This window comes from Simiduia litorea (assembly GCF_042853465.1).
Taxonomy (GTDB): domain Bacteria; phylum Pseudomonadota; class Gammaproteobacteria; order Pseudomonadales; family Cellvibrionaceae; genus Simiduia; species Simiduia litorea.
Genome location: NZ_AP031497.1, coordinates 808,217 through 827,217, shown reverse-complemented (window position 1 = coordinate 827,217; position 19,001 = coordinate 808,217). Strand labels below are relative to the sequence as shown.

Genomic DNA, 19,001 nt, shown 5'->3' with positions numbered 1-19,001 from the left:
GCCTTAGACACACTCGAATACAGCAACCCTTGGGGCACCTGTGAGTTATATCCAACTCTTATTATTTCCTATCTCATTAACACCCAGGAAAGGCCTGTGGCTGTGGCGGCTGGCGCTGATTGGGACGAGCCTGTACTGGGTCGCATCGCATGCGCAATACCCTGCGCCCGCTGCAGTCTCCAGCTCGCTCCCGCTGTCCGTCACCTTTATCCAGACGCAAGCCACCTCTGTTTCTCAAAACACACAAGCAGCACAACACCCTAAGGCGCCAGAACAGAGCAGCCGCCCCGCGTCCGCTGTCGAAAAACCTCTCAAGGCGACATCAATCGCTGCGTTGAAACAAGGCAGGCCAAAGCCGATTCCTGCGCCCAACGGCGATCAGGCACTCACAAGCTCAAGCACCACAGACCATAACGCCATAGACGTAAAAGAGCTGCCGCCAGCGTTAGCGAGTAAAGACACAGAACTGCAAGCCACAGAACAACCGGCGCTTGGTCGCGAATTGACGGCAACAGCGAGAGCCCTACCGGCACAGACAGCAGGTACAAGCATGAGGCGAACCAACACACATAATGCCACTGAGCACTCGTCACCTATCGTCATTATCGAGCCGGTATTTTCATCGCCACCCGCGCCACCAAGCTACCCGGCTGTCGCGAGAAAACGCCAACAAACCGGTACCGTATGGCTAGAAATTACGCTCGATACACTTGGCCGGCAATCGACCTTAGCGCTTCTGCAAAGCTCCGGCTTTACCGCACTAGATCAAGCTGCACTTGCCGCCGTAAAAGAATGGAATTTCGAACCGCATCGGATTGCTGGAATTGCTAAGCCAAGTCGCGTGCGAATACCTGTTGAATTCGCATTACAGTAATGAATGTTTCGATTAGGGAAGTTATATGCAAGGAAAAATTTCATCTTCATCTTGCGATGTATACACGTAGACATCCATTCGCCACACAGAACATACCCGTGTTGGCGCGAATAAACCCAGCGTCTTTTTTATATTTACTGGTATTCTATTTATGTTTTTTTTCGAACCCCTCTATTCCTTACTTGGTGCGCTGGGGCTGCCCTTATTGGTCTGTGCGCTTATCACCATCATCATTCTAACGGAGCGCGTTTTTGTGCTTGCGCGCTGCGAGCTGTGCAATCAATTAGAAGATCGCTGCCAAGCATTATTGAACGCTCAAACCCTCGATGCCAGCCCAGACAACCTTGCCCAGAAAACACAACTATCCAAATTCAATGGAAATCCCGTGCTCGACGATTTGATTAATCATTGGCTAAGTCAGCAAAAACGTCGTTTATTATCCGGCTTAAAATGCCTACAAATCATTGCGATCTGTGCACCGCTGCTAGGCTTACTAGGTACAGTGCTAGGGTTAATGGAGACGTTCCAAGCGCTATCTCAACACCGAGGCCCAATCGAGCCGGCGCTACTGGCTGGCGGTTTAGGTCTCGCTATGAAAACAACCGCTGCGGGTCTCATCATTGCACTTCCGGCGCTGGCCGGATTTCACTTACTTCATGCCTGGACAGATCGCTTACTGCAAAACTTTGCCCTACATCACAATGGGAAACAGCTGAGTGATCAAGGTTTAGTTTTGGATTTCAAACATGATTAGCATTGACCGGACACAACCAGAGTTACAACTGGAACTGACGCCATTATTGGATATCGTATTTCTCGTTGTGGTGTTTCTGTTGCTAACGGCGAATACCCGCCTACAACATTTAGACATTGATTTGCCTAGCACAGAATCACTAATAAATGGTGAAACTGCTAACAAACCCATTCAAGTCGGTATAAATTCCACAGTACCCGTGTGGCAACTCAATGATAAAACTTTCGCCCAGTGGACTGAATTCAAAACAGCGCTAGAAAGAGATATTGCCGCCGCCCCAAACGCCTCAATACTTATCAATACAGCGCGCGATGCACAAGTGCAGCCGTTAATGGAATTAATGAGCCTATTAAGCCAGGCCGGTATAACCCAAACTCAAATCCTGCTCGAACACCACTCGGAAAACTAACATGCGTCTTACAACAATTACCAGTTACTTTTTGCTAAGTCTAACCCCCTACTTAACACTTGCTGCAGACGCGCGCATTATTAGCACCGACGCTACTGCCACAGAACTATTACTCGCACTTAATCAGGGCGATAATATTATTGCCGTTGATGTGACCAGTCAGCTACCCGTTAAATATCAATCGCTACCTCAAGTCGGCTACCATAGAAACTTATCTGCCGAAGGTTTATTAAGTTTGCAGCCCAGCCTTGTCGTAGGCAGTAAGCACATGGGACCAGCGGCGGTTATGCACGCACTCACAACGGCAAAAATCCCCATCATACAACTCACAGACGCCCGAGTCCCTAGCCAAGTCATTGAAAATATTCGCACACTAGCGGGTGTACTAAACGCCAAAGACGCGGGTGAAAGCATGGTAACCGAACTCACGAAAATGCTCGCCGTCTGCCAAGCTCAACCTTTGAGCACTGAGAAAGTTGGTTTTATTTTGGCCATGGACCCCAGTAAATTGCGCATGGCAGGCACGGACACGGCGGGCGATGCATTGATCCAATTACTCGGCGCGAACAATGTAGCAAGCTACGCAAATTATCAAACAGTTAGTGCTGAAGCACTTTTGGCACTGGCGCCAACCGCGCTCATTGTCGCTAGTGAAAACCCCAATGACGTCAATGCGTTACTCGACGCTCAACCGGCGCTGGCTCTCACGCCTGCGGGTCGATCTGCCCGTATCATTCACCTGAATGCCAGCGCCTTGGTGGCAGGCTTAAGTCCGGCTGCCATTTCGGAGGCGGCACGCATTCACGCACTGTTGAGCCGCTAACATGTACTCGCGCCTGCCACTCATTTCGGTATATACCTGTTTATTGTTGTTACTCGGGGCAAGCCTCGTAGCGTCAATCACCATTGGTGCTATGTCCCTGCCCGCATGGCAAGGCGCGCTCTCCGTCGTGGATGCATTATTGGGTAGCCAATGGTCGCAACTGACGGCACTTGAAACCACCATCGTGTTGGAGTTGCGGTTGCCGCGTTTAATCTTGGCGCTTCTCACCGGTGCGTTGCTCGCTCAATGCGGCGCGGTGATGCAGGGTCTATTTCGTAATCCTTTAGCCGACCCTGGAATCATTGGTGTTTCATCTGGCGCGGCCCTCGGCGCGGCTTGCGCTATTACTCTGGGTGCAGGGCTAGCGCAATTCGGATTGGTGTCAGCGGCGGCTTTTTTAGGTGGCTTAATAACAACTTGGTTAATTTATCGCTTGTCACACACGCGCCTCGGCACATCGGTTTTCATCCTTTTATTAGCGGGGGTAGCGATCAGTGCGTTTACTGGTGCTGCAATTGGGTTTCTGTCTTACTTCTCAAATGATCAACAACTGCGCACGCTTAGCCTGTGGCAAATGGGGAGCTTAACCGGTGCAAGCCTTTTCAACCTGTGGCCGCTGACCATCGTAACCAGCCTACTCATGGTGTTTTTTCAACAGCGCGCCCAAGCTTTAAACGCACTATTATTGGGCGAAGCTGAAGCCCAACATTTGGGAATTTCCGTCGAAAAACTAAAGCGACAACTCATCGCAGCGACCGCGTTAGGCGTAGGAATTAGCGTTGCTCACACGGGTATCATCGGCTTTATCGGTTTAATTGTTCCGCATCTCGTCCGAATGCTGTGCGGCCCATGCCACCGACGCCTACTACCTATCAGTGCATTAATGGGTGCGCTACTGCTGGCTTGTGCAGACCTAGTCGCCAGAACCTTGGTAGCACCGGCCGAGCTCCCCGTTGGACTGCTAACGGCTCTCATTGGCGCACCATTTTTTCTGTTCCTTTTACTCAGTAGCAAGCGGGATTTTTCTTAGTTCAGGTACAAAGCTACCAACATTTAACACCCTCTCAAGGAACAAGGTACGCCTATGCTGCAGATAACCAAGCTAAATTACCGTATAAAAAATACAGATATTCTCGATATCCAAGCAGGCACAATGGAGCCGGGTAAATTTACCGCCCTCATGGGTCCGAATGGTTCAGGGAAATCTACGCTTCTTAAGCTTATTGCTGGCGACCTTACGGGTAGCGGGCAAATTCTTTTTCACCATAAAATTCTTGCCGACATTCCACGCCGGGCGCGCGCTAGAGACATTGCAGTGTTACCTCAAGCTAGCGATTTGAGTTTTCCTTTTAAGGTTCGCGAAGTGGTGGCTCTGGGGGCAATACCTCTGGCCTTGCCCGACATCGAAATAGAACAGAAAATCACAGAGAATTTACGTATAACCGATTGCCTGCACTTAGAGAAACGGGCCTACCCTCAGCTGTCTGGCGGGGAAAAACAGCGCGTTCAACTAGCCCGGGTGCTATTACAAATTAGCACCAGTAAAAATCCATTGTTGCTTTTAGATGAACCCACATCGGCACAGGACCTAGGCCAGCAGCATGCTATCTTATCGATGATAAGAACCCTATGTGAAGAAAAGAAAGTGACCGTTATCGCCGTGCTACACGATCTGAATCAAGTCCTTAAGTACTGCGACTCTTGTTGGGTTATCAATGCCGGCAAGCTTCACGATACTGGTGACCCTAGAACCACGTTAACACCCGAATTAATTGAAAGGTTCTGGCGCTACTCACCAAAAAAACTGCTAGCGGGCGAGCAAACAGTCCTGATCTAGAATTCAAGGTATATTTCCTCGTTCAATTACTCGCCCATAATTGCTTTTTACTTAAGCATGTCTACCGCTGAAAGGAACCCGACCAGCACGGGCTGATGCACTAGATAAATGAGTAAACTATGCCTGCCAGGCCAAGCTTGCCACGGCTTTAATGCGATATATTTCAACGGGTCTCGAGCTAGCCAATTACTGTGCCCTAAAAATACGCCCAAACATACAATACCAAACCAAGGAATAATCGGTACAAAGTCATTTGCATAACTTGGCAACCATTGGCCGATGTAAATAAACGGCCAACTACTGTGTATGACACCTAGGTTATAGGCGATTAGGAATAGCAGACCAAACCCTAATGCTAGCATCGGGCGCCGAGCGAACGGCAGAGCTAAAACGCTTGCCAGTGCAATAAAATGCAGCACGCCAAAGTAAATCCAGTTGTCCGGAAACATTACCAAGGACATGGCGGTAACCAACGCTGCGCCCAACAGAACCTGAACGAACCGGCGAAAGAAGCCTCGCCACTGTGTTTTTTTACCATGTACGTAGGCCAAACCAACACCCACGCAAATAAAAAACAATGTCAAAATAACATAGCGAAATTGCTTCCAACCTGGACCATCGGGAATGTCCCAGGCCACATAGCCAAAGCTACGTAAATCGTAGATAAAATGAAATATCACCATCAACACGATAGCGAGTGTTCGTATCAAATCGACAGTGATATTTCGCGCCAGCATATTAGCCTTTAACTCTATAGGTTTTCTAATTCACGTTTGCGCCACATCAAATAGATGACAGGTAATACAAACAACGTTAAGAGTACTGAACTCACCATACCGCCCACCATCGGCGCCGCAAGCCGGCTCATGATTTCCGACCCGGTGCCGGTACCGTACAGGATGGGGATTAAACCAACAATAGTCGCGGCCGCTGTCATGAGTTTTGGCCGTAGTCTAAGTGCAGCACCCTGTATCACAGCTTCCGTTAAATTCTGCAAGCTGGGCGCCTTCTCCTCATCGCGCAATTGCTTCCACGCTTGATCGAGGTACACCAACATAATGACACCCGTTTCAACTGCGACTCCTGCGAGCGCGATCATACCCACGCCTACGGCCACCGAGAGATCGAAACCCAGCCAATACATAAACCATAGACTCCCCACTAACGCCAAGGGCAGCGTGCCCATCAGCATAGCGACTTGGATAACATTGCGAAAACACAGATAGAGCAAAATCACAATGATGGCTAAGGTCAATGGCACTAGGTATTGCAGTTTAGCTTTCGCTCGTAGCATATATTGATACTGGCCGGCCCACGTAAGTGAATAGCCGGGCGGTAACATTAAGTTATCGCCTAATAATTTCTGACCGGCTTCTACATAACTACCGACATCTACACCGTCGATGTCGATAAACGTCCAGCCATTTAATCGCGCATTCTCGCTTTTGATCCCCGCCGCCCCCTCCTCAACGATGATGTCGGCAATATCGCCCAGTGTAATATGTTGCCCTCCAGGGGTGACTATGGGCAACAGCGCTAGCTGTTCCGGAGAATCTCTGTATTGTTGCGGATAGCGCAGATTAATCGGATAGCGCTCTTGCCCTTCTACCGTCTCGCTCACATTGCGCCCGCCCACGGCTGTGCCAATGACCTGCTGCACATCGCCAATATTCAATCCAAATCTGGCCGCTTTTTCTCGCTGAATTTTCAGGGAAATATAGCGTCCGTTGGCAGCGCGCTCCGAATAAACGGACAAGGTTCCCGGTAACGTTTCTAGCAGCGTTTCTAGCTGCGCACCAATACCTTGTATAACCGCGAGGTCCGGTCCTGCCACTTTAATGCCCACTGGGGTTTTGATCCCTGTGGCCAGCATATCGATACGGGTCTTTATCGGCATGACCCAAGCATTGGTAACACCGGGAAAAGACACAAGATTATTGAGTTCCTTTTTCAGTGAGTCCATGGTGACACCGGGCCGCCACTGCGATTGCGGTTTCAACTGAATAAAGGTTTCAATCATCGTCAGGGGGGCTGGATCAGTAGCGGTTTCAGCGCGACCCACTTTGCCGAATACTGTCTCCACCTCGGGCAAGGTTTTAATGAGCTTATCGGTTTGCTGCAACAACTCACGAGCTTTGCCAATTGAAATGCTCTCGTAAGTCGTAGGCATATACATTAAGTCACCCTCATTTAACTCAGGCATAAACTCACTGCCCAATTTTTGTAGCGGCCAAGCACTACTTAGAACTAAAACAGCCGTACACAGCAAGGTGACCTTAGGAAAGCGCAAGACAACTTTTAATAGCGGTAGATAACCCGCAAGGAAAAATCGATTCACAGGGTTATGCAATTCCGATTTAATCTTTCCGCGAATAAAATATCCCATCAACACCGGTACCAAGGTAATGGCAAGGGCTGCGCTAGCCGCCATGGCATAAGTTTTAGTAAAGGCAAGTGGCGCAAATAACCGTCCCTCCTGTGCCTCTAGGGTAAATACCGGAATAAAGCTTACAGTAATAATAAGCAGACTAAAAAATAGCGCAGGGCCAACTTCTACTGCACTATCAATAACGATTTGCCAGCGATTTTTATCCGTTAACGGGGTTTTCTCCATATGCTTATGCATATTTTCTATCAATACAATGGCGCCATCAATCATTGCGCCAATAGCAATGGCAATCCCCCCTAAGGACATAATATTGGCGTTCAACCCCTGAAAATGCATGATGATAAAGGCCACCAGTATGCCAACCGGCAAGCTGATCATTGCCACAAGGGATGAGCGCACATGAAATAAAAATATAACGCACACCAGCGCCACCATGGCGAGTTCTTCCGCGAGCTTGTGCCAAAGATTGTTGACGGCACGATGTATAAGCGCAGAGCGATCGTAAACCGTGACGATTTCAATGCCGTCTGGCAAACTTGATTTTAATGCCTCAAATCGTATTTTTACTTGGTCAATGGTGGTTAAGGCATTTTCGCCAAAGCGCATAGCGACAATTCCACCGACCGTCTCGCCCTCACCGTTAAGCTCGGCGACACCGCGACGCATATCCGGACCCAATTGGATATCGGCTACATCGCGCAAAAGTACCGGTATGCCCTTACTGTTAACGGTGAGTGGAATAGTTTCTAAATCTTGAATGTTAGAAATATATCCGGTGGCGCGTAGCATGTACTCGGCTTCAGCCATCTCAATAACGGAAGCACCAATCTCTTGATTCCCCCGCTCGATGGCTGCTTGCACCATGGCCAGAGGTATGCCGAAGGCACGCAATTTCTGTGGGTCCACTTGCACTTGATATTGCCGCACCATGCCTCCCACCGTAGCGACCTCGGAGACACCGGGTAGAGATTGCAATTCAAACTTTAAAAACCAATCTTGCAAACTGCGCAGTTGACTTAGATCATGCTGGCCGGTTTTATCAATTAATGCATAGATAAATACCCAACCCACGCCGGTGGCATCCGGGCCGAGCTGCGGTGTTGCGCCTGCTGGTAAGCGCGGCGCTACTTGGCTCAAATATTCCAAGACGCGCGATCTAGCCCAATAAAGATCGGTATGCTCTTTGAAAATGACATACACATAAGAGTCACCAAAAAATGAAAAACCGCGCACTGTTTCCGCGCCAGGCACAGACAATAAGGCCGTCGTTAATGGATAGGTAACCTGATCTTGCACCACTTGTGGCGCTTGACCTGGATAACTTGTTTTGACGATGACTTGAATGTCAGACAAGTCAGGAATCGCGTCAACGGGAGTGTTACGCACCGCATAAAACCCAGCGCCAATAATAATGCAGGTAGCCAGCAACACTAAAAATCGATTAGCCACCGACCAACGAATGATGGCAGCGATCATGGCTGACCTCCATGCTGATGCGCACTATGATCGGTTACGACTGGCGCTTCTCGTTGCGTCGACAATACTTTTAATAAGATAAACTCATCACCATTAACCGAGAATCGAAACTGAATTTTTTGTCCAACCTTAAGTGTGCTGATATCGACTTCATCCGCTACGCGGAAATCTAGCGTTGCCGCCGGCCGGTTCCATTTTTCTATGGCAGCGCGACTGATATTAACGCTGCGGGTTTTTACATTGACGTGGTTAATGGTTCCGTTTACCTCAGCCATGTTTGCATTCATTGCTGAACTCGTGGCGTCATTCACTGAGCGAACCGCAGTCAGTGCGATGCCCTCGGCGCCCTTGGTAACTTCAAATTCCACATTCTGATGCAATGGCAATGCTTCGATATCGATTGCCTCGGCAACAGCAAAATCCATAATCATTGTCGGCCACCCCCACTTGGCAACTGCTTGATGTTCAACAGTCGCGCTGCGTTTCATTAGATCAACGCCATGTATTTTAGCTTGCACCCAGACAGTATTTGGCTCGGCATCTATGCCACTCATGCGTAAAAAATCCGATTGCTTGCTCGACTCAGAGTCCAACAAGAACTGCCCAGAAATGACAACGAGATCACCCTCGACCAAACCCTCTGTGATTTCGATAAAGTCTTGATCCATATTACCCAATTGCACTGCCACGGATTTAAAGCGACCATTGCCAAGTGCCAATACCACACGATTTTGCCTACCAGTGCGAATCACCGCCGCTCTCGGTAGCGTTAGCACCTCGGCGCCAACATCACCACTAATACGAAGCTGCGCAAACATATTCGGCAGCAGTAATCTATCGCGATTATTAAACCGAATGCGCACGCGTAGGGTGCGCGTGTCGGCGTTTAACGAGGGATAGACGTAGGCTAATTCACCAGTGAAGTGTCGCCCCGGTAAATGTGGCACTTGAATATCAACGGCTAAACCGGCGCGAATTAAGTGGGTTTGCTGGGCGAAGACATCAGCCTCAATCCACACAGTCTCTAAACCGCCAATGCTCATCAATGTACTACCGGGCTGCACATAAAAACCTTCGCGGATGGATAGAGATTCCACCACGCCACTTTGCGGCGCGTAGTAGGTCACGGTTTGCATGACCTTGCGACTCCGAGCCAAGGTATCGATGGTTTTTTCCGCCAATTTTAATGCCCGTAATCGACTCTTAGCTCCCTCAATGAGACGCACCTCACCGCGACTCAGCGCCAACATGAGATCTTCTTGTGCGCTAACCAACTCAGGGGAATATAATTCATAGAGCGCTTGGCCTTGAGTAACGGGGTCGCCTTCGGCTTTTACGTAAAGCTTCTCCACCCAGCCCTCAACGCGAGGATGTAGATGAACCAACGTATCTTGGTCATAACCCACGTAACCCACTGTGGAGATATGCGAATCCAGTTTTCGCCGTTGTACTTGCTCCGTACGCACGCCCAAGTTGTTTTCCACCGACGGTGAAATTTCTACACTACCCGGACTGGGGATTGCTTGTTCATAAACAGGGATAAGATCCATGCCCATGGGCGACTTACCTGGCCCATCGCGACGGTAGTTATCATCCATTGGCGCCACCCAATAAAGCGGCTTTTTGTCGTGTGTCGTATCAGTTTGCGTGGCGCCTTGCCAGATCATCATCACCAGTGCCAGCGAACTGGCGCCCACCGCGAGACCAAGGAAAAATTTCATGTGTTACACCCAACCTAGAGCTGTATCAAAACACCACAAGTTAATTTGTAGTGACAGGTATATTTTGGACGGACTTGTCCTAGGTTAGGCGAATCGAGGTGGGTGAAAGAGGGTTTCGATAAACAGAGTCATGGCCGCTTGTGCGGTTATGACCGGCTTGAGATGCAACGCAATATCTACCGCGGTATACAGTAAACTTGGCATTACCGGCGCCATCATACAGCTATCCATATCGCAGTTTTGCTCGGATAAACAGCAGGCCATAGACGCAGAACTGCTGCCATGATCATTTTGTGCCAGAGTGCTATGCTCCATGCCGTTATGGTTCATACCTTGATGATCCATGCCTTGATGGCTGATCTCATGACCAGTGAGGGCGTCATGGATTGGCATGGCATCCATCGACTTGACGTCACCAGGCATAGATGCCATAGCCACAATCGAGCCGGTACTTAACATCGAACACGGGGGCACAGCAGACGCCAATAGCTGCACCGAGAAGGTGAGCATTAACGTAAAAACTGCCAGTTGCCGTGCGCACAAAGTCATTGGGTCAATTCATTAGCCGATTGGACGGATGATAGCCCGATCCACTCTATATGGAAAGTATGCCGCCAAATGCCTCAACCTGCCTATTCGCCGCTGGTCCGCATGAAACCTGTACCGCGGTCGCGAAACCACTTGGTAATAATCGATTTATAACCCTCAATCACAGGCATGCCGTGGTGTTCTGTCATGGGGTTGGGCGCACCAGTGGGTAACAAGTTATTCCAAATTAAGGCACTGCCTTGCTCTGGCAGAAAATCCTTGTGCAATTTGGTAAAGCGCGTGGCGCCACCCTGCTTGGTGTTATTGAGGTAAATCATGAACGTCCAGCTGCGCTGCCCTCGCTCACCGGCATACTTGGCGTACTCTGGCGTGCTCGGCTGAAAGTAATCCGTATGTGCTTTGAACTCTTGGCCGACCAAATATTTCTGAGCTTGCGTGGTTTCAGCCCAAGCCTCATCAATGCCTAAGGTATCGGCGATTTTTTGATCTATTGCCGCTATGTAGGGCTCGCCCATTTGACCGAGATCGCAAGTGCTGCTGGTGCGATAGCCATAGTGAAGATTGCCCGTCGTGACCGTTGACGGCCTTAACTTGGAATCCATCATGGCCATAATCCGCTCGCACTCGTCGCTAGAAAGAAACGTGGGTAAGACCACCAATTGCAGGCGTTCATCTGGGTACAGGTAACCACCCAATGAAGTTAGCCGCTGCAACAATGGAGGCTGCGCCAACGCCGCATAGTCTATGCCTTGGTCATGGTGATCATTAGCGTCGTGGGGGTATTGAGCCGCCATGGCTTGGCGAATCTCAGCTTCGACAAAACCATGGCTGCGCAATATCTCGCACAACTCAACTGGGCTGCAGCCACGAGCTATATTGGTGGCGGTCCAATCCAGCCAATCTTGATTCATAGCCATGCGTCTGTTTCTCTAAAATGGACAGAAAAAATAAAGGCTGCCACTGGCAGCCTTTATTTGCAAACGTATTTCGATTTGCCAGACGGACAGGAAGCTACACAATCAAACCGAATTTATCACTGAGCACCTGAACAATTTCAGCCTTTGGATTATCCGATAACACAATAGGCTGGCCAGTCACCTTCTCGGCTATGTTGGTATAGGTGGCGGATACATCCATCAACGCCTGCATTGGCAATTCATTATCGCGCGCTAGGGCTTCGCGCTCCTTCATGCGCTCTTTGTTGAGCATGATATCGGGATCGGGGAAGTGGTTAAGCAGAAACTGCCGGAAGCCCTCTTTCGAGTTTTCCAAAATTTTGCCGTTGGCGTATTCTTTTGCATCCCAGATACGCGAGGAGTCTGGCGTGCCTACTTCATCCATATAGATAAGCTTCTCGTTACCCTTGCTGTCTTTAACGTAGCCAAATTCAAACTTGGTATCCACGAAAATCTGGTCGATACGCTTTAATGCATCGCTAATCACGCCGAAACCCTGCTTCAACAAGGTTTCATATACGCCGATATCAGCGGTATTTTTAAAGCCAAAGGCGGCCGTGTTGTCTTCTAAGTTCTTGCGAGTGATGTTGACATCATCCGCCTCTGGTACACCGGGGATACCGCGCAAAATACCTTTAGTAGACGGCGTCATCAGCAACTCAGGCAACCTCTGGTCTCGCACCAAACCATCGGGCAGCAAAATTCCACAAAAATCCCGCTCGCCTTTGCTATAAGCGCGCCACATGGAGCCTGTGATGTACTGGCGACAAATCGCTTCGACCATCACTGGCCTAGCCTTCTGCACCACCCAAACAAAGGGGTGCGGAATATCCAAAATATGACTGTCAGCCAAACCCTGGGACTTAAACAGACGAAACCAATGATTGGAAATGGCATTCAGCGCGGCACCTTTGCCCGGCACACCGCGGACACCACCCTCGCCTGTCCAAATACAATCAAATGCCGAGATACGATCGCTAATAACCATGATCGCTAAGGGCGCATCGGGCGCCACATCGTAGCCTTTCTGTGCAATTAAACGCTTGCTGTCTTCGGCACTTAGCCAATAGACAGAGCGCACCTTACCGCTGTGTACCGGCTTATCGGTGCGAATTGGTAAGTCATCGTTTACAGCCAATACTTGGTGGGCAAGACTCATTGGAGCTATTCCTAAGGCAAAAGGAGCCGGCCCAAAGCGAGCTTCGAACCGTGAAAAGGCAAGATTTTAACAGATAGCAAGGACAGGCTGCACGGGTCTATTTATAGCGCTCGACTCTGACCATACGGCCCTTATCAACGAGTCGCAGCTGATTAGAGCCCAGTGCTCCTTTGCTGATAACAACTAAGTCTCCTTCTTTATAGCGGTTGCGCACATTTTCTTTTTCCCGCCACACATGACCATTGGCTAGCGTAAGATAAAAGTAGCCTCGTCCATCTTTCTGCAATGCCACAATCGACGAGTGAATTTCTGGCGTTTCTTCTTCCTCTGCATCTCGAGTCCGAGGCGCCGGGAAGGCCGCTTCTACTGCCGCAGTTGCATCAAATTCTGGCGCTCCCGTAGGTGAAACATTGGCAATCGTCTCGGTTTGCCTTGGACCACCCTGCTGATAACAAGCCAAACGCTGATCGGCTTGACCCACACTTAGGCATTGGGCAAGCTTATCAAAACAAGACAACCGCTTAGCATCCCCAAGTTCCGACGAGCAATCCGCAAAAACACCCGTAACACCTAAAATACCCACCAATCCAACAACTAAGCGCATAACTATTCCTCAGCACCACTCATCAGTAACAAGCGTCAATAATATAGCTAGCCTAGCTGTTAAGCCAGACGCCAGCCTATATAGATTGATTTTTACCAATCAAAACGGCATAACGATTTGCATGCAAGCATAGATAACCCAAAAACCATTCTAAATCGGTATTGGCAGCCAAAGAAACCGGTCGCTATAGTGCCCGCGTATTCGAGACCTGTCGGTCATTGATTTTTATTGGAGATGTTCTGTGACTAAATTTCTTGCTGCGTTCGTAACTTTTTTTGCACTATCTGCCAGCGCTTTGGCGGCTTGCGATAAACCAACGGCACCCGAGCTTCCAGATCCCGCCAACGCCGTGACTGCGCAAATGATCAAAGCGAAAAACGACGTTAAAACCTACCTAGATGCAGCCAACGGATACATTGACTGCGTAAAAGGCAGCGCCTCGCGCCACAACGCGATGATTGAAGAGATGGAAAAAGTTGCCGATACTTTCAATAATGCCGTACGCGCCTACAAAGAGCGCATGGCTAAGGCCTAACCCGGTTCAGTTAAAGGCTCCTTTTTAGGAGCCTTTAATTTTAGTAACGCTTTTCATTCCACTCCGCTCTGAAACCCTTGAACATAACGATCAAATTCAACCATTATCTGCTCAAAGCACCTTTCTAAATCGCCAACTAGCGTGCAAATGACAGCTTCAGATACCCTCTCCATCTTGCTGTGTGACTCCAGCTCGGCTGCGATGTGTGCAAGCAGTTCAGCGCTCAGGTTCCCTGCAACACCTTTCACTTGATGCGCCAATCGAGCCACTTCATCAAATTCAAGCTGCTTTAGGGCTGATTGAATAGCGGTCATTCGCGCTGGCATATCTTGCTGAAAAAGCGAAATAAGCATTACTAACCGCTCGCGTTTACCGCGCACGCGACGCAAAGCTGCATTAATGTTCCACACCGCACTCGCGCCGCTAGACGTCTCCGCTATGGATTGATTCGATTCGGTAAACTCCGTTTCCTGCCCTTTGCGCTTAGCGGCTAGCTTCAGAGGTTGTATGGTATCTCTAACAGTCTGTTGAGTGAGCCAATAAGATAGCCTATCCGCCAACAAATCAGGTTCTATGGGCTTGGCAATATAATCGTTCATTCCAGAAACTATGCAATATTCTCGGTCACCGGACATAGCGTTAGCGGTCATTGCGATAATCGGAACCTGATTTGCAGGGGCCGCTAATTCACGAATTTTTCGCGTAGCCTGAAAACCGTCCATACGCGGCATTTGACAATCCATCAATATCAAATCAAAAGGTACGCTAGACTTCTCTATTAGCGCTAAGGCCTCAATACCATCTTTAGCAAAGGTAACTGTTAATCCCAAATCTGAAAGCAAGCCCAAGGCCACCTGCTGATTAATAACATTATCTTCCACCAACAATACTCGGGCCTTACATTCAATTTTCGGCTCGTTTAATCGCTCGCCGCCAGCAGTAATAAGTATTCGCCTGTTACCAACATCAATGCCTAGCGCATGACGTAAATCGTTGCGCGATACGGGTCGGTGAATATAACCCGCACTGAAGGCCGGAATATCGCCGTGATGCCCCATATCGGTAAGGATATAAACGCGCAAATCTTTTCTGTTAGGTAAATTATGGACATCGCCGCAAAGTGACTCATCAACCAATAACAACGAGAAAGTTTGACTGGGATATCTTTTCAAGGCATCCGTGATTGACTCTGCAACGCTTACTCGACAACCCAACATCATGAGTTCCGCTAACACAGCCGCACGGCTAGATGGACTCTGATCAATGAGTAAGACCTGACTCGAGGTTTCATCCTCCTCTATTGATGACGGAGGCGAAATAGGCACAAGTGGCAAGGTGAAAAAGAAATGGCTGCCCTCGCCGACTTTACTCTCAGCACCAATACTGCCGCCCATAAGCTCAACTAACTGCTTACTGATAACTAACCCCAAACCGGTACCGCCAAATCGCCGAGTATTCGATGAATCGGCTTGATAAAAAGGCGAAAACAATGCTGAAAGCTTATCCTCCGGCACACCGATACCGGAATCAATAACCGACACCGACAACCAATAACTGCCTGATTTTTCACAGAGCTTTGCCCGCAATAATATCTCACCTTGCTCGGTGAATTTTACGGCATTACCCAATAAGTTAGTGATGATTTGCCGTAACCGATGCGGGTCACCTTTTACCTGTTCAAGCCTAATATCGGATAAATCCAGCACCAAAGACACGCCGTGTTCCTGAGCCCGAATGGCCATTGATTTAGCAATATCACTGAGCAGCGCAATCAAATCAAATTCTAAAATTTCTAGATTAAGCTTTTTAGCATCAATTTTTGAGAAATCTAAAATATCATTAATCACACTTAACAGCGATCGGGCACTGGAGCTTGCTAGATCTAAATAATGTTGCTGAGAAGGCTTTAGGGGTTCGCGACCAATGAGATGCAACATACCCAAAACGCCATTCATCGGTGTTCTAATTTCATGACTCATACTGGCTAAAAACTCACTTTTAGCCTGGTTAGCTAGATCCGCTTCTCTAATAAGCTGTTTGGCCTGCTCATTGGCAATGGCTAAATCGCGGTTGTGCCGCTCCAGCGCCAATTGATGCCGGCGCCTTTCGGTCATATCGGAGGCCACACCCAGCAACCCTACAATGTTATTGGCATCATCGCGAATAGCAGTAACCGTTAAGAGTACCGGTACGTGGCTGCCGTCTTTGCGCACATAGGTCCACTCGCGTTCTTCATAACCACCGCGGCGCGCCTTCACGACAAAAACTTCAAACCCTTCAATTACTTCGTCCAATTCAGCTGACAGCTCTCTACCATGCTCTATCACTTCAGATTCAAGATGTATAATGGCAGGTGTTTGCTTAAACAACATTTCATCAGCGCTGTAACCCAATAGATTCTCAGCGCCTCTATTGAATAAGGTAATAAGGCCTTGTGCATCGGTTGCGATAACAGATATTTCTGACGCCGCATCTAAAACATGTTTCAAACGCTGATTGGTTAACGCTAAATCATTGAGCGCCTGGAGCTTATCCACTGCAACTAATTTTTGTGCCACCAGTGTCGCCACCAAACTAGCAAAGGCTTCCTCGTCCGGCTGCCACTGTCTTATGCCGTGGCGATGCTCCAAACAAATAACGCCAGCTAATTTACCATCAACAACGATACCCGCATCCAGCATCGCGGAAATATTCAGTGGCTTTAGATAGATTTCGGAAAATTCACTGGTGCGCAGATCATTTTCAGCGTCATTGGCATATATCCGACTGTCTTTTTTGAGCGCATCAAAATAACGAGGGAAAGACCGCACAACCAACCGTACACCGGCAGTTTCTTGTGTAACACCCGCATCGAAGAGCGCAATGCAATCAAAGTGCTCGCCAGTCGATGAAAACAACCAGATGCTAGCTCGCTCCACCTGTATAACCTCAGACAAAATTTTTGTTAGCCGCCGGCTTACGCGTTGAATGTCACCGGAGGCATAATCGTCATCGGCGGCGAGGCTAGCAATGGCATTGCGCTGAGCCTGAGCCCTGTCACCCGTGCTGGGAGCACTGCAACCCGCCTTTAGGTAAGCGCATTCAGCTTGCGCCTGCTTGATATCGCGGGCCCAGAGATATGCACAAAAGATCAGCAAACCACTCACCAGCGGCAACCAAACAGACTGGGGAAGCGAAAGATAGCGCTGGATCAATAACAACGCGATGCAAGACAGACACAAAAGCCAAGGATGCAAACGGCTAGCGCCACCTATAAGTTTTCGCCACGGCTTCAAATTTGCACATCCATCTACGGTAATGTTGATAATCTGTAATTTAAGCAAAGATCTACGCTGTTCGCCGACAGATTACCCGACGCAAGCCGTTTAGTTAATGTAGGGAGTACCGGCCACCTACCGCTCCGCACAACCAAACATCAGGCTTGCAGAGATATTGGCCACAAGCTACTGTACCGATCATAGACGCCGAGTCGCTTAGACAGCTTAAATCTGACATCAAGACAACCGAGGCTTATCATGGACTTAAAACAGATACTGCAGCAGTACAACGATCTCTGTGAAGACAACGACTGGCAGGTTTTTCACACACCCAAGAATCTTGCCTCTGCCCTCACGGTAAGCGCTGCGAAAGTATTGCAGCACTACCAGTGGATCACCGAGGAAGAATCCATTTCTTTAGGGCGCATTCCCAAAAGCCGTGAAACTATCGAAAATGAAATTGCCGAGACCTTTTTCTACCTTATGGCATTGGCCAATCGCACCGGTATTGATTTGGAGCAGGCTATTGTGAAAAAGGCTGAACGCGACGCGCGCGACCATCAGGGCGCGCCAGATTAATCCCCACCTGCCACCTAGGGCGTAATCGCTGTAACACCAAACCGAGCGCCCGATCGCGGCGCTATGATATTATCCTACCCGCTATTGAATACTCACCCATCAGGCGTTCTAGCCGATTGGCTCCAAGGAATTAACACCCACTAGGAAGTTAGGTAATGTCTATCAGTAAAGGTCAAATTATTGCGCTCGTTTCAGTGCTTGTACTCTGCGTATTTGGTATGTCCAGTTGCTATACCGTGGAAGAAGGCCACGTCGGTATCGTTAAGCGTTTTTCGGAGGCCAAAGAGCAAACCAGCCCAGGTTTACACGCCAAGGTACCCTTTGTCGACACAGTAGAAGAAATCGAAATTCGCACGCGCAAAAATGTTGAACAGATGCCAAGCTCTTCGAAAGAGCAAATGCCATTGACCGCCGAGGTATCGCTCAACTGGACAGTACACCGCGATAGCGCTCTGGACCTGTATAAAAAATATGGCGGTCTAGACCAATTCGAATCGCGTATTCTCGATCCACGATTTAGAGCCGCAACTAAAGATGTGCTGCCACACTATACCGCCGAGCAGCTGATCCAAGACCGCAGTCGTGCGGTGACCGAGATAGAAGCCGCGCTCACTAAAGACCTTGATGGATACCCAGTAAAAATTGACTCAGTACAAATCGAAAACATCATTTTGCCCGCGCAATATTTGATATCGATACAAACCAAACAAACTGAGAAAAATTTAGCCGATGCCGAACAACACAAATTGGCCAGGCAGAAACTAGAAGCACAGCGAGACGTGAATACCGCGGAGGCATCACGCGACTCAGCCAAAGCTATCGCGGATGGTGAAGCGTACAAAATTAAAGCCGAAGCCGAAGCCCAAGCTGAGTCCATTCGCATGAAAGGCCTAGCGGAGGCCGATGCCATTCGCGCCAAAGCCGAAGCACTGAAAAACAACCCGCTTATCGTTGAGCTCACCAAGGCGCAAAACTGGGATGGTAAATTACCGCAGACAGTTTTAGGCGAAGGCCAGAGCCTACTCATGAACATGAATAGCAAACCTTAAAAAAACACCCATTCGATCACGGCGCTAGCT

The 19,001-nt window shown here is 49.0% G+C and carries 17 protein-coding genes; 9 read left to right on the top strand and 8 right to left on the bottom strand.

Going from position 1 to position 19,001, the window contains the following annotated elements; translation table 11 throughout:
• The first annotated feature begins 40 nt into the window (after window positions 1-40).
• From ACGHTT_RS03675 to ACGHTT_RS03650, 6 genes are all read left to right on the top strand, one after another.
• Window positions 41-874 (top strand): energy transducer TonB, encoded by an 834-nt coding sequence (locus ACGHTT_RS03675; RefSeq protein WP_390593575.1) that lies wholly within the window; start codon window positions 41-43, stop codon window positions 872-874.
• A 151-nt stretch (window positions 875-1,025) separates the two neighbouring features.
• Entirely contained in the window at window positions 1,026-1,628 is a 603-nt protein-coding gene (locus tag ACGHTT_RS03670) for a MotA/TolQ/ExbB proton channel family protein (protein ID WP_390593574.1), read from the top strand.
• Window positions 1,621-2,037 carry an ExbD/TolR family protein gene (locus ACGHTT_RS03665; protein WP_390593573.1) on the top strand — a complete coding sequence of 139 codons (417 nt, stop codon included), beginning with the start codon at window positions 1,621-1,623 and terminating at the stop codon, window positions 2,035-2,037. The genes ACGHTT_RS03670 and ACGHTT_RS03665 overlap by 8 nt, the downstream gene beginning before the upstream one ends.
• A gap of 1 nt (window position 2,038) precedes the next feature.
• Window positions 2,039-2,860, top strand: coding sequence for a hemin ABC transporter substrate-binding protein (locus tag ACGHTT_RS03660; RefSeq protein WP_390593572.1), 822 nt, complete (start codon window positions 2,039-2,041; stop codon window positions 2,858-2,860).
• A gap of 1 nt (window position 2,861) precedes the next feature.
• Window positions 2,862-3,890, top strand: a complete 1,029-nt coding sequence (locus tag ACGHTT_RS03655) for a FecCD family ABC transporter permease (RefSeq protein WP_390593571.1) — start codon at window positions 2,862-2,864, stop codon at window positions 3,888-3,890.
• Between the two features lie 54 nt (window positions 3,891-3,944).
• The gene (locus tag ACGHTT_RS03650; protein ID WP_390593570.1) at window positions 3,945-4,697 is read left to right on the top strand and encodes an ATP-binding cassette domain-containing protein; all 753 of its coding nucleotides are present in this window, start codon (window positions 3,945-3,947) and stop codon (window positions 4,695-4,697) included.
• 47 nt (window positions 4,698-4,744) lie between these two features.
• Here ACGHTT_RS03650 and ACGHTT_RS03645 read toward each other — a convergent pair whose 3' ends face one another.
• The 7 genes from ACGHTT_RS03645 to ACGHTT_RS03615 all read right to left on the bottom strand — a co-directional run bounded on the left by ACGHTT_RS03645 (window position 4,745) and on the right by ACGHTT_RS03615 (window position 13,551).
• Window positions 4,745-5,434 (bottom strand): heparan-alpha-glucosaminide N-acetyltransferase, encoded by a 690-nt coding sequence (locus ACGHTT_RS03645; RefSeq protein ID WP_390593569.1) that lies wholly within the window; start codon window positions 5,432-5,434, stop codon window positions 4,745-4,747.
• A 14-nt stretch (window positions 5,435-5,448) separates the two neighbouring features.
• Window positions 5,449-8,562: an efflux RND transporter permease subunit gene (locus tag ACGHTT_RS03640; RefSeq protein WP_390593568.1), complete on the bottom strand. Its 3,114-nt coding sequence runs from the start codon at window positions 8,560-8,562 to the stop codon at window positions 5,449-5,451.
• Window positions 8,559-10,283 carry an efflux RND transporter periplasmic adaptor subunit gene (locus tag ACGHTT_RS03635; RefSeq protein WP_390593566.1) on the bottom strand — a complete coding sequence of 575 codons (1,725 nt, stop codon included), beginning with the start codon at window positions 10,281-10,283 and terminating at the stop codon, window positions 8,559-8,561. Before ACGHTT_RS03635 ends, ACGHTT_RS03640 begins: the two co-directional genes overlap by 4 nt.
• A gap of 84 nt (window positions 10,284-10,367) precedes the next feature.
• Complete coding sequence (locus ACGHTT_RS03630) at window positions 10,368-10,832, bottom strand: hypothetical protein (RefSeq protein WP_390593565.1); 465 nt, start codon at window positions 10,830-10,832, stop codon at window positions 10,368-10,370.
• A gap of 83 nt (window positions 10,833-10,915) precedes the next feature.
• Window positions 10,916-11,749, bottom strand: a complete 834-nt coding sequence (locus ACGHTT_RS03625; protein WP_390593564.1) for a prolyl hydroxylase family protein — start codon at window positions 11,747-11,749, stop codon at window positions 10,916-10,918.
• Window positions 11,750-11,843: 94 nt separating this feature from the next.
• On the bottom strand, window positions 11,844-12,947 hold the full coding sequence (locus ACGHTT_RS03620) for a phosphoribosylaminoimidazolesuccinocarboxamide synthase (RefSeq protein WP_390593563.1): 1,104 nt from the start codon (window positions 12,945-12,947) through the stop codon (window positions 11,844-11,846).
• Window positions 12,948-13,044: 97 nt separating this feature from the next.
• Window positions 13,045-13,551, bottom strand: coding sequence for a hypothetical protein (locus ACGHTT_RS03615; RefSeq protein WP_390593562.1), 507 nt, complete (start codon window positions 13,549-13,551; stop codon window positions 13,045-13,047).
• A 241-nt stretch (window positions 13,552-13,792) separates the two neighbouring features.
• On the opposite strand from ACGHTT_RS03615, the gene ACGHTT_RS03610 reads away from it, so the two are divergent.
• Complete coding sequence (locus ACGHTT_RS03610; protein ID WP_390593560.1) at window positions 13,793-14,086, top strand: hypothetical protein; 294 nt, start codon at window positions 13,793-13,795, stop codon at window positions 14,084-14,086.
• A gap of 53 nt (window positions 14,087-14,139) precedes the next feature.
• Here the strand turns inward: ACGHTT_RS03610 and ACGHTT_RS03605 are convergent, their stop codons facing one another.
• The gene (locus tag ACGHTT_RS03605; RefSeq protein WP_390593559.1) at window positions 14,140-17,361 is read right to left on the bottom strand and encodes a response regulator; all 3,222 of its coding nucleotides are present in this window, start codon (window positions 17,359-17,361) and stop codon (window positions 14,140-14,142) included.
• A gap of 240 nt (window positions 17,362-17,601) precedes the next feature.
• Here ACGHTT_RS03605 and ACGHTT_RS03600 point away from each other — a divergent pair, with 240 nt between their 5' ends.
• Window positions 17,602-17,922, top strand: a complete 321-nt coding sequence (locus ACGHTT_RS03600) for a MazG-like family protein (RefSeq protein WP_390593557.1) — start codon at window positions 17,602-17,604, stop codon at window positions 17,920-17,922.
• Window positions 17,923-18,077: 155 nt separating this feature from the next.
• Window positions 18,078-18,971, top strand: a complete 894-nt coding sequence (locus ACGHTT_RS03595) for an SPFH domain-containing protein (RefSeq protein WP_390593556.1) — start codon at window positions 18,078-18,080, stop codon at window positions 18,969-18,971.
• Window positions 18,972-19,001: the final 30 nt, after the last annotated feature.